Source organism: Luteococcus peritonei (assembly GCF_039526385.1).
In the GTDB taxonomy this organism is placed as follows: Bacteria; Actinomycetota; Actinomycetes; order Propionibacteriales; family Propionibacteriaceae; genus Luteococcus; species Luteococcus peritonei.
In genome coordinates this window covers 121,550-135,676 of record NZ_BAAAIX010000009.1, presented here as the reverse complement: position 1 = coordinate 135,676, position 14,127 = coordinate 121,550, and the positions used below count along the sequence as shown (strand labels likewise).

General features: G+C 70.7%; 14 protein-coding genes. 10 read left to right on the top strand and 4 right to left on the bottom strand.

Annotation, left to right across the window (positions count from 1 at the left end; translation table 11 throughout):
• Positions 1–1,285 precede the first annotated feature (1,285 nt).
• The 6 genes from ABD073_RS04470 (at position 1,286) to ABD073_RS04445 (ending at position 7,354) form a co-directional block, all read left to right on the top strand.
• On the top strand, positions 1,286–2,830 hold the full coding sequence (locus ABD073_RS04470; protein WP_343872640.1) for an acyl-CoA carboxylase subunit beta: 1,545 nt from the start codon (positions 1,286–1,288) through the stop codon (positions 2,828–2,830).
• A 6-nt stretch (positions 2,831–2,836) separates the two neighbouring features.
• Positions 2,837–3,253 carry an OadG family transporter subunit gene (locus ABD073_RS04465; RefSeq protein ID WP_343872639.1) on the top strand — a complete coding sequence of 139 codons (417 nt, stop codon included), beginning with the start codon at positions 2,837–2,839 and terminating at the stop codon, positions 3,251–3,253.
• A 3-nt stretch (positions 3,254–3,256) separates the two neighbouring features.
• Positions 3,257–3,763: an acyl-CoA carboxylase biotin carboxyl carrier protein subunit gene (locus tag ABD073_RS04460; RefSeq protein ID WP_343872638.1), complete on the top strand. Its 507-nt coding sequence runs from the start codon at positions 3,257–3,259 to the stop codon at positions 3,761–3,763.
• A gap of 5 nt (positions 3,764–3,768) precedes the next feature.
• A complete protein-coding gene (locus ABD073_RS04455; RefSeq protein WP_386751655.1) occupies positions 3,769–4,923 on the top strand; it encodes a sodium ion-translocating decarboxylase subunit beta in 1,155 nt (384 codons plus the stop codon).
• Between the two features lie 1,011 nt (positions 4,924–5,934).
• On the top strand, positions 5,935–6,435 hold the full coding sequence (locus tag ABD073_RS04450; RefSeq protein ID WP_343872636.1) for an RNA polymerase sigma factor: 501 nt from the start codon (positions 5,935–5,937) through the stop codon (positions 6,433–6,435).
• The gene (locus tag ABD073_RS04445; RefSeq protein WP_343872635.1) at positions 6,428–7,354 is read left to right on the top strand and encodes a hypothetical protein; all 927 of its coding nucleotides are present in this window, start codon (positions 6,428–6,430) and stop codon (positions 7,352–7,354) included. Before ABD073_RS04450 ends, ABD073_RS04445 begins: the two co-directional genes overlap by 8 nt.
• A 51-nt stretch (positions 7,355–7,405) precedes the next feature.
• On the opposite strand, the gene ABD073_RS04440 is transcribed toward ABD073_RS04445, so the two are convergent.
• Entirely contained in the window at positions 7,406–9,169 is a 1,764-nt protein-coding gene (locus ABD073_RS04440; protein ID WP_343872634.1) for a DEAD/DEAH box helicase, read from the bottom strand.
• Positions 9,170–9,552: 383 nt separating this feature from the next.
• Here ABD073_RS04440 and ABD073_RS04435 point away from each other — a divergent pair, with 383 nt between their 5' ends.
• Positions 9,553–9,723 (top strand): hypothetical protein, encoded by a 171-nt coding sequence (locus ABD073_RS04435; protein ID WP_343872633.1) that lies wholly within the window; start codon positions 9,553–9,555, stop codon positions 9,721–9,723.
• A 167-nt stretch (positions 9,724–9,890) separates the two neighbouring features.
• Entirely contained in the window at positions 9,891–10,028 is a 138-nt protein-coding gene (locus ABD073_RS04430) for a hypothetical protein (protein ID WP_343872631.1), read from the top strand.
• Between the two features lie 98 nt (positions 10,029–10,126).
• On the opposite strand, the gene ABD073_RS04425 is transcribed toward ABD073_RS04430, so the two are convergent.
• Positions 10,127–10,780 carry an HAD family hydrolase gene (locus ABD073_RS04425; protein WP_343872630.1) on the bottom strand — a complete coding sequence of 218 codons (654 nt, stop codon included), beginning with the start codon at positions 10,778–10,780 and terminating at the stop codon, positions 10,127–10,129.
• 76 nt (positions 10,781–10,856) lie between these two features.
• Here ABD073_RS04425 and ABD073_RS04420 point away from each other — a divergent pair, with 76 nt between their 5' ends.
• Positions 10,857–11,258, top strand: coding sequence for a VOC family protein (locus tag ABD073_RS04420; RefSeq protein ID WP_343872629.1), 402 nt, complete (start codon positions 10,857–10,859; stop codon positions 11,256–11,258).
• A gap of 80 nt (positions 11,259–11,338) precedes the next feature.
• Here the strand turns inward: ABD073_RS04420 and ABD073_RS04415 are convergent, their stop codons facing one another.
• Positions 11,339–12,091 carry a sulfite exporter TauE/SafE family protein gene (locus ABD073_RS04415; RefSeq protein ID WP_343872628.1) on the bottom strand — a complete coding sequence of 251 codons (753 nt, stop codon included), beginning with the start codon at positions 12,089–12,091 and terminating at the stop codon, positions 11,339–11,341.
• Positions 12,092–12,186: 95 nt separating this feature from the next.
• Positions 12,187–13,593, bottom strand: a complete 1,407-nt coding sequence (locus ABD073_RS04410) for a PQQ-binding-like beta-propeller repeat protein (protein WP_343872627.1) — start codon at positions 13,591–13,593, stop codon at positions 12,187–12,189.
• A 125-nt stretch (positions 13,594–13,718) separates the two neighbouring features.
• Between ABD073_RS04410 and ABD073_RS04405 the strand changes: the two genes are divergently transcribed.
• The gene (locus ABD073_RS04405) at positions 13,719–14,126 is read left to right on the top strand and encodes a TOBE domain-containing protein (protein ID WP_343872626.1); all 408 of its coding nucleotides are present in this window, start codon (positions 13,719–13,721) and stop codon (positions 14,124–14,126) included.
• Position 14,127 lies beyond the last annotated feature (1 nt).

The window sequence follows — 14,127 nt, the reverse complement described above, 5'->3', positions numbered from 1 at the left end:
GGTCGCGTTCCAGTGCCATCTCAGGCCCGCTGCACGGCCTCGTGTCTCCTGCTCCAGGGCCCCGTGGACCACCAGGTCCGCGGGGCCTTGTCGCGTGCCGTAGCGCCGGGAGCACCGTGGGCCCAACAGGAGCACCGTGCGCTCACCACGACCACCTTGCCCCCCCACGACCACCTCGCGCCCCGCACGACGACCTCGCGCCCCAGAAGACGACCTTGCGCCTCACCGGACACCTCGCGCCTGAAATGCAACGTTGCGCTCGTAGTGCGGGGCGCAACGTTGCTCGGCAGGCGCGACGTGGACCCAGGAGGCGCGACGTGGACCCAGCAGGCGCGAGGTCGGTTGCTCGGCCCGGGTGCTCGGACCGGCACGGGTCCGGGCGGTTGGGTCTCCCCGACGCCTGGTCCGGGACACAGGCGGGCACGACGGCCCACTCCCCGGAAATCGACCGTTCGACGTCGGCCGCGGGGCGGGGCTCAGCGCACGGCGGGTCCTTGGCCGGATCGAGTGGTTGATTTCCGGGGACACTGCAGTGGCCTGGTCCGGCCTCCTGGCCCCACACCAGCCGGACCAACCCTGATTTCAGCACCCTCGATCGCGAAATCGGTCGGTGGCTTCAGGGGGTCAGTGCAACACCGATGATGTCTTGGAGTGTTTCAGCTGGGGGTCAAGTCCAGGCAAGTGGTGTAACGGCTGGTGACCCCGCCCTGCAGGATCACCAGCCGTTACACCACTTGCCTGGACTTGACCTCCCGCCCAACCTGCCACGCTGCAGCTTCACCCCAGCAAGCTTGGCCCAATCACCCACCGTCGTGTTGTGGGCCCCGACCTGCTCAGCCACTCGAACCGCAGGCCACCCCAGAGCCAACAACTCCAACGCCCGCTCACGAACCTCGACCCCATGCGCCATCACAACCCCTCCTCACAGAACCGTTGCGCTGACCACATGAATCCGCCGTCCGAAATCGGCAAGATCCGGCATCGAGTACGCGAATCTCAGGGTTGGACGCCCGTACCACCCAGTTCGGGTAGTGAGCGGCACCGCCCATCCGCCGGCGCGGGCCACGGTCCCCCGACCCTCCTGGCGCGCCGCGGGATGGGGAGTGATGGCGCCACGGCGCATGGAGTCAGACCAGCTGTGGGGTTTCCCACCCACCCCGCCAGGGCACCGGAGATTGAACGATCCAATCGCCGCTGACAGGCCCTGCGGGGCCACCCCGGGGGCAAGTCACCAAGAACTCGCTGTCTAGCGTGGGAGCCACGGACCACCCAGAGAGACGAGGCAATGTCGCAACGACTCGAGACCCTCCGCCAGATGCGCGAACAGGCGCTCCAGGGCGGCGGTACCAAGCGCATCGAAGCACAGCACGCCAAGGGCAAGCTGACGGCCCGGGAACGGCTCGCCATCCTGCTCGACGAGGCCTCCTTCCAGGAGCTCGGAGCCCTGGCCACCCACAACACCACCGACTTCGGCATGGCCGACCAGCGCTTCCCGGGCGACGGCGTCATCACCGGCTTCGGCAAGGTGAACGGGCGGCGCGTGGCCGTCTTCGCGCAGGACTTCACCGTCCTGGGCGGCTCCTTCAGCGAGGTCCAGGCCAACAAGATCAGCCGCATCCAGGACCTGGCCCTGGAGTCCGGCATCCCGCTGATCGGGCTGAACGACTCCGGCGGCGCCCGGGTCCAGGAGGGCGTGCGCTCGCTGGCCGCCTATGGCGAGGTCTTCTACCGCAACGTGGCGGCCTCCGGCGTGATCCCGCAGATCAGCCTGATCATGGGCCCCTGCGCCGGCGGCGCGGTCTACTCCCCCGCGCTGACGGACTTCACCGTGATGGTGGAGACCACCTCCAACATGTTCCTGACCGGCCCGGAGATCATCAAGGCCGTCACCGGCGAGCAGGTCAGCGCCGAGGACCTGGGCGGCAGCTTCGTGCACAACGCCCGCTCCGGCGTCGCCCAGTTCGCCTCCGGCAGCGAGCAGGCGGCCATCGAGATGGTGAAGCGGCTGCTCAGCTACCTGCCGCAGAACAACACCGAGGACCCGCCGCAGATCGTCGCCTACGACTCGCCCGACCGCATGGACGAGATGCTCAACGACATCATCCCCACCGACGACGCCATGGCCTATGACATGCGCGACGTGCTGGAGAGCGTCTTCGACGCCGGCAGCGTGATGGAGGTGCACGAGCAGTGGGCCGCCAATGCCATCTGCGCCTTCGCCCGGCTCGACGGCCACTCGGTGGGCATCATCGCCAACCAGCCCACCGTGATGTCGGGCTGCCTGGACATCGACTCCTCGGACAAGATCAGCCGCCACATCCGCATCTGCGACATGTTCAACATCCCGATCGTCACCTTCGTGGACTGCCCCGGCTACCTGCCGGGCGTGCAGCAGGAGTACGCGGGGGTGATCCGGCACGGCGCGAAGATCATCTACTCCTACTGCCAGGCCACCGTCCCGAAGCTGTCCGTCGTCACCCGCAAGGCGATCGGCGGCTCCTACGTGGCGCTGAGCTCCAAGCAGATGGGCAATGACGTGGCCTTCGCCTGGCCCAGCGCGCAGATCGCGGTGATGGGGCCGGAGGGGGCCGCGCGGCTGCTGAACCGTCGCGCCATCCAGGCTGCCGACGACCCGGCCGCCGTCGAGAAGGAGTTCATCGACGACTACCGCGAGAAGTTCTTCAACCCCTACCGCGCGGCCGACGTGGGCCAGATCGACGAGGTGATCGAGCCCTGCGAGACCCGTCCACGCCTGATCCGTGCCCTGGAGGTGCTGCGCACCAAGGTGCAGACCAACATCCCCAAGAAGCACGGGCTCTTCCCGGTCTAAGGAGGCATGAGGATGCACAACCTTGGATGGGGCCTCGAGATGACCGTGGTGGGCATGGGCGTGGTCTTCGGCCTGCTGCTGGTCCTGATGGGCCTGCTGCTGGCCATCGGCCGGCTCGACGCCGAGCCGAAGCCCGCCGTCGAGGCCGAGGCCACCCCCGCACTGGAGACCACCCCCGAGCCGGTGGCCGCCGCGGACCTGGTGCCCGACGAGCCCGCCAGCACGTCGGTGGAGATCCTCACCGACGACCTGACCGTGGACCAGGCCGCAGCGGTGGCGCTGGCCGTGGTCATCCACGCCCAGGTGCGCCGCCAGCAGGCCGCGCCCGCCATGCGCACCCATGCGCCCGGCAGCCAGATCCACACCTCGCGCTGGGTGGCCGTCGGCCGTGGCGCGCAGAACCAGTCCTGGAACAGGAGATAGCAGATGCGTCGCTACACCGTCTCGATCAACGGGTCGGACCACGAGCTCGACGTGGAGGAGGTGACCGCCAACAGCTTCCGGGTGCAGATCGCCGGACGCACCGTGGACGTGCGCCTGCGTGACCACCAGGACCTGGCCCAGGCGATGATCACCCCCAGCGTGGAGGTGGGCCAGGCGCCCGTGCAGCACGTCGCCGCGGCTCCTGCCGCCCCGGCGGCCCGTCCGGCGGTGCCCGCCCAGGGTGCGCCCAGCGGTCCTCCGCCGCGTCCGGCCGCGAGTGCCGGCGGGGGTGCGGCCGGGGCCCTGACCGCCCCGATGCCCGGCGTCGTGCTCTCCATCGCGGCCAGCCCCGGCAACGCTGTGAAGCGCGGGGACCCGCTGCTGGTGCTGGAGGCCATGAAGATGAAGAACGAGCTGCGCGCCCCGAAGGACGGCGTGGTCAGCGAGATCAACTGCGAGGTGGGCCAGCAGGTGGTCTTCGGCGACGTCCTGGTCCGCTTCGAGGGCTGATCGCGATGACCCTGGCCTCACTTGCCCCGCAGCTGGTCCCGATGGAGTCCACCATCGACCTGCTGCTGCGCGGCCTGACCCATGTCACCTGGCAGGGCGTGGTGATGATGATCGTCGGCGGCATCCTGATCGGCCTGGCCGTCGTCAAGGAGTACGAACCGCTCCTGCTGCTGCCGATCGGCGCCGGCTGCCTGCTCACCAACCTGCCGCTGTCCCCGCTGGTGGGCGACGAGGGGATGTTCAGCGTGCTGCGCCATGCCGGCGTGGACAACGAGCTCTTCCCGCTGCTGATCTTCGTGGGCATCGGCGCCATGACCGACTTCGGCCCGCTGCTGGAGAATCCCAAGATGGTGCTGCTGGGCGCCGCCGGGCAGTTCGGCATCTTCATGACGCTGATCCTGGCCGTGCTGCTGGGCTTCAGCCGCGAGCAGTCCGCCTCGATCGGCATCATCGGCGCCATCGACGGACCGACGTCGATCTATGTCAGCCGCAAGCTGGCCCCGGACCTGTTGGCGCCGATCACGGTGGCGGCCTATTCGTACATGTCGCTGGTGCCGATCATCATGCCGCCGATCATGCGCGCCCTGACCACCCAGAAGGAGCGCAGCATCCAGATGCCCTACTCCTCGCGCGCGATCAGCCGTCGCACCCGGATCCTGTTCCCGGTGATCGTGACCGTGGTGGTGGGCATCCTGGTGCCCTTCGCCACCCCGCTGATCGGCATGCTGATGTTCGGCAACCTGATGCGCGAGTCGGGCGTCGTGGAGCGCCTGGTGGGCACCTCGTCGAACGAGTTGGCCAACATCGTCACCCTCTTCCTGGGCCTGGCGATCGGCTCCACCATGGTGGGTTCCAGCTTCCTGAAGTGGTCGACGCTGATGATCCTGGTGCTGGGCCTGCTGGCCTTCTGCGTGGACACCGCCGCGGGTGTCCTGTTCGGCAAGCTGCTCAACGTGCTCTCGGGCGGCAAGTTCAACCCGCTGATCGGTGCGGCCGGCATCTCGGCCTTCCCGATGGCGGCCCGCGTGGTGCAGAAGGAGGCCTCGCGGGAGAACTTCGAGAACTTCATCCTGATGCACGCCATGGGCGCGAATGCGGCGGGCCAGGTGGCCTCCTGCGTCGCCGGCGGCGTGCTGCTGGCCCTGATGGGCACCGCCTGAGCCATCCGCTGGCCTGCTGCGACGACGGGCGCACGACGCCTGGCACGCCCTTCCTGTCCTCCGACGGGAACCGGCCCCGGACCCGAGCGGTCCGGGGCCGGGGCCGGTCCGGGCTCCCGGTCGGCGAGCGGCAGGCGCAAGGAGCCGCGCCGGATCGTCAGCGGTTGGGGTTGGTAGAGCAACCACGATCACCAACAATCCGTACAGTTCGTGGTCCATGCGCCGGATGGACCACGTCGCGCGGCGACGGCCGGGCCAGAATCCATCTCCCTCCCTGGCGCCCATCGTGAGGGACACGCAGTCATCAAGGCCACCGTCTCCCCGGGACGCTGTCACCCCGCTCGGTGTGCTCCGCCCCCGCTCGGTGTGCTCCGCCCCCGTTCGCTGCGCTCCGACCCTTCTCTGCGCGCTCAGACCCCGCTCGCTGCACTCCGACCCGGTAGTTGAGGGGTCGAAGCGACGGGAACGGGGTCGGAGCGGAGGCACTGCCGCGGGGTCCGGTCGGGGAGGAGGCACTGCCGCAGGGTCCGGTCGCGGCGGAGCCACTGCCGCGGGACCCGGTCGGGGCGGAGCCACTGCCGCAGGGTCCGGTCGCGGCGGAGCCACTGCCGCAGGGCCCGGTCGGGGCGGAGCCACTGCCGCAGGGCCCGGTCGGGGAGGAGGCACTGCCGGGGGTACCGGGCGGGTCGACGACGAGGGCCGCGGCCAGGCGCGCGTACCGCAACGAGCACACCGAAGACTCAACTCGGACGGATGTCCGACAAGCGGCTATGTCAGCTTGCTCGTTCAAAGTGTAATTTGTTGAAGCCAAAACCATCCAGATGCGCTGAGCCCCACCCCCGCGGACGCCGCGGTTGTTGCCCACCAGGGCGCTTCCCCGACGCAGCGAGCTGTCGGGCGCCGACCCCTCCATCCCTGCGACGCGGTCTCGCACCGCGCCTCACGGCAACCTGTCCGGGCATGGGTGACACTCGTGGTGTAACACTCTCGCCCCGACGGACGGTACGTGTTGTGAGCACCGACGAGAAGGCCGGCTTCGAGGCCATGTACGACCAGACCGCCCAGCGGTTGATGGCCTACTGCCTGCGTCATGCCGGCGCGCAGTCCGCCGAGGACGCCGTCGCCGAGACCTATGCGATCGCCTGGCGCAAGCGCGACCAGCTGCCGCCCGATCCGCTGCCCTGGCTGATCGTCACGGCCCGCAACACCATCTCGGCACAGCGACGCAAGGACCAGCGCCAGGGCCAGACCGCCCAGCGCCTGGCCCCGCTCGAGGACCTGGCCACCGCCTCCCCGGAGCTCACGGCCGTGAACCGGCAACAGATCCTGCAGGCCCTGTCCTCGTTGTCCGAGGATGATCGCGAGGCCCTGCTGCTGATCGCCTGGGACGGGCTCAGCACCCGCGACGCCGCCCGCGTCCTCGGCACCACCCCCGGCGCACTGCGCGTGCGCATCCACCGCGCGCGTGCACGACTGCGCACCGACGACCTGCAAGGAGCCCACCATGCCTGAGACGAGCCACCGCCCCGAGCTCGACGAGTTCGAGCTGCACGACCTGGCGCTGCTGGCCCCCGACGACCTGTTGACGGCCGCCCCTGACTGGGATCTGCGCCGCGAGACCATCCTCGACGAGGTGCTGCCCGCCGAGCCCACCGACAGCCGGGGTCGCTTCCTGCGCCTGGGCATCGCCGCCGCAGCCGTCGCCGCCGTGGGGATCGGCGGGGTCAACCTGCTGCAGTCCACCCACCAGGCCTCCCCCGCCGGCCCGTCGCCGTCCGCCAGCGCCCCGCAGGTGGCCGGCATGATCGAGGGAGGACGCCCCATCGCCGAGGGGCACCGGCTGCTGGTGCGCTGCACCGAGACCGTCCAGTTCGAGGGAAGCGCCACGGCGGACACCCTCCACAACCTGGACTCCTACGAGGCCGACGGCAGTCAGCGTCGTTGGCAGGACGGCCGGGAGCTGGAGCCGACGACCAGCGCGGCCGCGGAGCTGGGCCAGGTTCCTGCCGACGCCCAGAAGCTGTCGGCCTGGCTGCTGGCCGGCAAGGGCAGCACCTTCCGGCCGCAGCCCGCCAGCCCCACCACCGCGCCGATGCCCGAGGGCATGCAGCAGTGGCAGGGGGCCATCAGTTGGCTCACCAACCCGGCGATCAGCGATGCGATGCGCGCCTCCCTGGTGCAGCTGGCCCGCAGCAGCCGTGGCGTGACGGTGAGTGAAGCCACTCTGGACGGACGCGCCGTGCTGGTGCTGGACCACTCGGCCCCGGGATGGCCGACCACGCGCGACACGATCACCCTCGCGAAGGACAGCCTGCTGCCGGTGCGCCGCGTCGCGGTCCGTGACAGCGGCCCCGCCACCTCGCCCCAGCCCTACACCACCACGACCACATGGGACGAGATCACCGACACCACCCAGGAACCCCGGCCCTGATCGCACCCCGCGCCTGCCGGGACGGTCCGCACGACCGTCCTGGGGCGCGGATCAGCGTCCGGTGTGCCAGCGGCGGACCAGGCGGATCCGGGCGTCCACCTGGTCTGTGGTGGCCTTGGCCAGGGGCGGGCCGCCGGCCTGGCGTCGCAGCTCCGCGTGGACGTGGGAGTGCGGGATGCCGCGGGAGCGGGCGTACTGGCTGACCAGGGAGTTCAGCTCCTTGCGCTTGGTCTCCAGCGCCCGGTGCAGGCTCACCTCCGGGGGCACCCGCTCCTTCTTCTCCATCCGTTCGCGCCGGGCCATCTGGCGTCGCTGGCGCTCCTTGAGCAGGTCGGAGACCTGCTCGGGCTCCAGCAGGCCGGGCAGCCCCAGGAATTCCTGTTCCTCGGCGGAGCTGGGCTCGGCGTTCAGGCCGAACTGCTGGGCGTCGAACATGACGTGGTCGAACTGGGCGACGCTCTCCAGCGCCTCCCACTCACCGTTCAGCAGGTCGTCGGAGGCGCTCTCGGAGCGGTTCGCCTCCTCCATCAGGGCCTCCTCCTGGGCCCACAGGTCGTCGGCATCGGCCTTCTTGCGGCCGCCGAGGATGTGGTCGCGCTGCTGCTCCAGCAGGGCGGCGTGGCTCAGGATCACCGGCACGGTGGGCAGGAAGACGGTGGCCACCTCGCCGCGGCGCCGGGTACGCACGAAGCGGCCCACCGCCTGCGCGAAGAAGAGCGGCGTGGAGGTGGCGGTGGCGTAGACGCCCACGGCCAGGCGCGGCACGTCGACACCCTCGGAGACCATCCGGACCGCGACCAGCCAGCGGCTGTCGGAGGCGCTGAACTGCTCGATCCGCTTGGAGGCGCCGGTGTCGTCGGAGAGCACGACGGTGGGCTTCTCGCCGGTGATCTGCTCCAGCAGCCGGGCGTAGGCGCGGGCCTGGGTCTGGTTGGTGGCGATCACCAGGCCGCCCGCGTCGGGGACGTGGCGACGCACCTCGGTGAGCCGGACGTCGGCGGCCTGCAGCACGGCCCCCATCCACTCGCCCTTGGGGTCGAGCGCGGTGCGCCAGGCGTGGGCGGTGAGGTCCTTGGTGAGCGCCTCGCCCAGGTTGGCGGAGAGCACGTCGCCGGCCTTGGTGCGCCAGCGCATCGGACCGCCGTAGGCCATGAAGAGCACCGGGCGCACGACGTGGTCACGCAGCGCCTCGGCATAGCCGTAGGTGTAGTCGGCCCGCGACTGCTTGGCGCCGCTGGGCAGCTCCTCGTAGGTGACGAAGGGGATCGGGCTGTCGTCGGAGCGGAAGGGGGTACCGGTCAGGGCCAGCCGCCGGGTGGCCGGGTCGAAGGCCTCCTGGATGGCATCGCCCCAGCTCAGCGCGTCGCCGGCATGGTGCACCTCGTCGAGGATCACCAGGGTCTTGAAGTTCTCGGTGCGGGCCCGGTAGTGGTGCACCCGTGCGGCGACGCCGGCATAGGTGACGGCGATGCCGTCGTACTCCCGGGAGCGTCCGCGCATCGAGCCGCCCAGACCGGGGTCGATGTTGATGCCCACCTTGTGCGCGGCCTCGGCCCACTGCACCTTGAGGTGCTCGGTGGGGGCCACCACGACGATGCGGGTGATGATGCGGCGCTGCAGCAGCTCGCTGGCCACCCGCAGCGCGAAGGTGGTCTTGCCGGCGCCGGGGGTGGCGACGGCCAGGAAGTCGCGTGGTTCGTCGCGCAGGTAGATGTCGAGCGCCTCCTGCTGCCAGGCGCGCAGGCTGCGGGCGGTGCCCCAGGGGGCGCGACCGGGCCAGGCCGGGGAGATGTGCTCGAAGGCCGAGGTGCTCACTGCTGCTGGCCTCCGTCCTGCTCCGTGGTGCGGTCCTTCCCCCGCGCGGGCACGGCTGCGCCGTTGCAGACGGCGGGGGCGGGGAAGGGCTTCGGCATGGACGACCGAGGTTACTCCACCGGACGCCTGCGGCCGGAACCGAACCAGCGCACCTGAGGAAGCGGAAGGCTGTGCTCCGCGGGAAGTGAAGAACTGAACAGTTGGTCGACATAATTCTGTCCCAGCCGGTTGGCACAGATGTCCAGCACTTGCCATGCTGGACCCGAGGCGGCGCGGGGGAGGCTGCCGAACCATCCTTCGGACGCAGTACCGGGAAAGCCGGAGAACCCTTCCACCGCGGGGAGTGGAAGCCACCTGTCAGCCACACCCGCGGAGCCCCCCACATGACCGTTCTGCTGATCGCCCTCGTCGCCCTGCTCTGGGCCCTCGCAGCCCTGCTCTGGCTGGCCGACGGCCGCGACTCCACCCGCCTGGCCGTGAACACCGCACTGGCCCCCGAGCCCGGCCAGTCGTGGGCCACGACCCCGGAGGACGACCGGATCGCCGCCGCCTGACGGCCATCCGACCCACTGCGCGCCTCGACCTCATCAGCGCTGGTCAGAGCGGGATGAAAATTTTCCCGGATCCACTTCCTGAAGACTTGCTGAACCGCTACGGTGATCACGCCTCGCCGTCGAGGTGCGGTGTTCGGGGTGCACCGCCGACCCTTAGGAGTACCCACATGACCGCACTGATCTGTTTCCTGGTGGCCACCCTGTGGCTGGTTGCCGCCGTCGTCATCTGCCGGGCCCAGCCACGCCCGGCCGACCTGGCCCAGCTGATCGGCAGCACCCGCGCCGAGGAGCCGGTCACCGTCTGAGCTCAGCAGCGTCCAGCACCCGGCACGACGCAGCAGGGCCGGGCGGATCCCCTGGGGTCCGCCCGGCCCTGTCGTCGTCGGGAAGGCTTCGCTCCGGTTCAGGTGCCCGAGGCGATCACGATGTCGACGGCCTCGGGCAGGCTGTCGGCAAAGGCGTCGGGCTCGGGCAGATCCTGCGGCCAGGCGCGCCCGCGACTCATGTAGATGCAGCGCAGGCCGGCGGCCTGGGCACCCTCGATGTCCGTGTCGTGCGCGTCACCGACCATCCAGGCGCCCTCCAGCGGCTGGCCGGCCTGCTCGGCGGCGATGGTGAAGATGCGCGGGTCGGGCTTGCGCACCCCCACCACGTCGCTGACCACCCAGCCGTCCACCAGGGCGTCGAGGCCCAGGTTGGTGATCTTCAGGTCCTGCTGCGGCACCACGCCATTGGTGACGATGAAGGGGGTCCAGCCCGCGGCGCGCGCCTTCTCCAGGGCCACCGGCACGGTGGGGTCGAGGGCCAGGTGGTCCAGCACGCCCTGGCGCAGCACGGTGGTGATGGTGGCGGCCTGCTCGGCATCGAGGTCCAGCAGCTGGGCGATGTCAGCCTGCACCTCCGGCTTGGGACGCAGCCCGTCACCGTCGGCGCGCACCATCTCCTCGAGCAGCGCGGGGTCGGCCCCCTGCTGGGCCAGGAAGCCCTGCGCCCACAGGCGGTAGGCGGCGGCGCGGTCCACCAGCGTGTTGTCCAGGTCCAGGAAGAGCAGCGGCATGGTCCCCAATCTAGTGGCGGGGCAGCATCATGACGGGCAGTAGAATCTTTCCGATTCAACTACTTGAGGAGACCCGATGAGCGTCACGCTCCACCCCTACATCAACTTCCGCGGCACCTGTCAGGAGGCCATGGAGTTCTACCGCAGCGTGCTGGGCGGCGATCTGCAGGTCATGTCCTTCGCCGACTCCGGCATGCCCGAGATGCAGGGCGTGATGCACTCCATGCTCACCACCGCCGACGGCCTGGTGCTGCTGGCTTCCGACACCCCCGACGAGATGCCGCTGACCTTCGGCGACAACATGTCGGTCTCCCTGGTGGGCGACGAGTCCGAGGCCGAGAAGATGCGCGGCTGGTTCCAGGGTCTCGCCCAGGGCGGCGAGGTGACCGTGCCGCTGGCGCAGCAGATGTGGGGTGCCGAGTTCGGCATGATCACCGACCGCTTCGGCGTGCGCTGGATGGTCAACATCGGCGGCTGATCAGCCCCGGCCGGGGCCCCGGTGCCGCGACGGCGCCGGGGCCCCGCCATGCACGGGGGACGGGCGCTGGTGACCGCGGCTCAGAACAGCTGGGGGATGTTCTGGCCGCCGATCCACAGCGACAGTCCCACCAGCAGGCAGGCGAAGGCCAGTTGCAGGGTGCGCGGGTCGATCCCGCGGGTGAGTCGACCACCCACCAGGCTGCCGAGGCTGGCGCCGACGGCGAAGGGCAGCACCACGCCCCAGTCGAGGCCGATGCCGCTGCCCACCCGGGAGGCGAGCGCGGTGAGACAGTTGATGCAGATCACCAGCAGCGAGGTGGCGATCGCCTGGTGCATCGTGAAGCCGAGCACCAGCGTCAGCGCCGGCACCACGGCGAAACCGCCGCCCACGCCGAAGAAGCCGGTGAGCATCCCCACCCCGGTGGCGGTGGCCAGCAGCGGCCAGAAGCCGCGCCGCACCGGCGTGGCGGCCGCGGCTCCTCGTCGGCGCAGCATCAGCCCCGCCACCACCAGCAGCAGCACGGCGAACAGGCTCATCAACAGTTCGGCCGGGATCCTCACCGCGGCCGCGGTGCCCAGCATGGAGCCGACGATGCCCATGCCGCCGAAGACCGCGCCGTCGCGCCACTGCACCCGTCGGGCGTGCGGCAGCAGCCCGACCACCGAGGAGATCGCCACGATCACCAGGGACCCCAGGGTGGCCGCATGGGGCTCCTGGTGCAGCACGTAGACCAGCAGCGGGATGGTGAGGATCGCCCCACCACCGCCCAGGCTGCCCATCACGGCACCGATCACCAGTCCGAGCGGCAGCGCCCACCACACCAGCTCCATGGGGCCAGTCTCCCAGCCGCGCAGGCCGATGCGGTCCGGCCGGCTCAGCGGGTGCTCAGTGCCTCAGCGGCCGGGGATGCCCAGGCAGCCGTCGCTCAGCCCTGGGTGTCGAGGGCGACGATGCGGCCGGGCAGGCTGAGCACCCGGAGCCGGCCGAACTGGGCGCCCACGGCCTGCGGGATGGGCAGATGGAAGGCCTCGGGCCGGGATCCGGAGACCTGGTTCACGGCGCCGCGACGGGTGTCCATCCGGGTGCTGCCGTGGTACCAGGGTTCGGCGCTGGGCACGTCGACCAGGACCGTGCTCCAGGTGGCGTCGACGGCGGTGGCACGGCGGGTGACGCCGGTGGTGACGTCCACCACGATGCGTCCGTCGGTCTCCTCCACCACGACGCCGTCCCCGGCCTGCCCCAGCCGGGCGGCGATCCGTCCGGTGACGAAGAGCGGGCGGGTGGTCCACAGCGCCTTCCCGGTGGTGGGGTCCAGGCGTTGCAGGACCATGCGGCCGCCGTCCAGCAGCCCGGAGGGCAGCACCCGTCCGGCCTGCCAGCGGCAGGCCAGCACCACCTCGGTGGTGGAGGCGCAGCCCAGGTCCGCGCCGGGCAGGCTCCACAACCGTTTCCCGGTGCGCGCGTCGAGGCCGACGCCCAGGTAACGGACGGGCAGCTGGTCGGTGCTGCGGGGACGCGCCAGGCCCACCGAGCCGTGGATCACGTCACCCTCGCGCCGGAAGTACCAGCCACCGTCGGTGGACAGCTTGCCGAAGAGCTCCTTCTCGGACTTCTTCCAGCGCAGCTTGCCACCCTGTTCCACGCCGATCGTGACGGTGCGGGTGGCGGGGTCCAAGAAGCGCACCAGGCCACTGCTGGCCAGGTCCTGGTAGCTGTCGCCGGAGTCGGCCAGCCGGACCTCGCGGGCCGGGCTGCCGGGCCTGAGCCTCACCTCGACGGCGGTGGTGCCGCGCACGGCGCGGGCGCAGACCGAGGAGCTGTCGTCGGGGCAGGTCTCCGGGAAGGAGGTGAACTGGTAGGTGCCGCTGCCGCCCACGATGCGGCCCTTCTGGGTGACGTCCAGCAGCTGCAGCCGGGCACGCTGGCCGCCGCCGGACAGCGGCTCCAGCACCGCGACGTAGCGGTTGGCCAGGGCGGTCACGTCGATCGGCTGCTGGGGCGAGACCAGCGAGGCGGTGACCCGGTGGGCCCAGACCACCTCGCCGGTGGCCAGGTTCAGCGACTGCACCTCGAGGCGTCGGTCCACGCCGGCCACCACCAGCGCCTGACCGGCGACGGAGGTGACGTCGCTGAGCGGCACGGAGTGCGTATTGGTCCAGGCGACGGCGGCAGTGACCGTCTCCCGCGAGGCCTGCGGGGATACGGCCGGGTCGGGATCGGAGCCGGCGGCGGTGCTGCTGGCGGGGGCGGGAGCGGTGGGAGCGGTGGTCTGGGGGGTGGCGCTGCACGAGGCCAGGAGCAGGGCTGCGAGCAGGCTCGCGCCAGCCGCCACCAGCCCCCCACGCCTGCCACCCCTGACCATGACATCGAGCCTACGTCGTGGCGGGGGCCAGCCTCCGTCGATGTCCAACACGGCCACCGGTGGTCAGAATCTCCGCAGATGCGGTTGAATGAAGCATGGAATACCGCATCCGCGAAGCCGCCGAGCTGCTGGGCGTCAGTGACGACACGCTGCGACGGTGGATCGATTCAGGCCGTATGGACAGCGGGATCGACGAATCCGGCCGGCAGGTGGTCTCCGGTGAGCGGCTGGCCGCACTGGCCGTCGAGCTGGCCGGGCCGGATGAGCTGCCCGGTCACCGCGCCCTCACTCCGCGCAGCGCCCGCAACACCTTCACCGGGCTGGTGACGCGCGTGGTGCGCGACACCGTGATGGCCCAGGTGGAGATCCAGGCCGGTCCGCACCGGGTGGTCAGCCTGATCAGCCGGGAGGCCGCCGACGAGCTGGGCCTGGAGCCCGGCGTGCTCGCCGTCGCCAGCGTCAAGGCCACCCACGTCGTGGTCGAGACGCCGCGAGAGAACTGAG

Excerpts from the sequence above, each read along its gene's own strand:
- ABD073_RS04470 (WP_343872640.1), top strand. The coding sequence starts at position 1,286 with ATGTCGCAACGACTCGAGACCCTCCGCCAGATGCGCGAACAGGCGCTC.
- ABD073_RS04465 (WP_343872639.1), top strand. The coding sequence starts at position 2,837 with ATGAGGATGCACAACCTTGGATGGGGCCTCGAGATGACCGTGGTGGGC.
- ABD073_RS04460 (WP_343872638.1), top strand. The coding sequence starts at position 3,257 with ATGCGTCGCTACACCGTCTCGATCAACGGGTCGGACCACGAGCTCGAC.
- ABD073_RS04455 (WP_386751655.1), top strand. The coding sequence starts at position 3,769 with ATGACCCTGGCCTCACTTGCCCCGCAGCTGGTCCCGATGGAGTCCACC.
- ABD073_RS04445 (WP_343872635.1), top strand. The coding sequence starts at position 6,428 with ATGCCTGAGACGAGCCACCGCCCCGAGCTCGACGAGTTCGAGCTGCAC.
- ABD073_RS04435 (WP_343872633.1), top strand. The coding sequence starts at position 9,553 with ATGACCGTTCTGCTGATCGCCCTCGTCGCCCTGCTCTGGGCCCTCGCA.
- ABD073_RS04430 (WP_343872631.1), top strand. The coding sequence starts at position 9,891 with ATGACCGCACTGATCTGTTTCCTGGTGGCCACCCTGTGGCTGGTTGCC.
- ABD073_RS04425 (WP_343872630.1), bottom strand. The coding sequence starts at position 10,780 with ATGCCGCTGCTCTTCCTGGACCTGGACAACACGCTGGTGGACCGCGCC.
- ABD073_RS04420 (WP_343872629.1), top strand. The coding sequence starts at position 10,857 with ATGAGCGTCACGCTCCACCCCTACATCAACTTCCGCGGCACCTGTCAG.
- ABD073_RS04415 (WP_343872628.1), bottom strand. The coding sequence starts at position 12,091 with ATGGAGCTGGTGTGGTGGGCGCTGCCGCTCGGACTGGTGATCGGTGCC.
- ABD073_RS04405 (WP_343872626.1), top strand. The coding sequence starts at position 13,719 with ATGGAATACCGCATCCGCGAAGCCGCCGAGCTGCTGGGCGTCAGTGAC.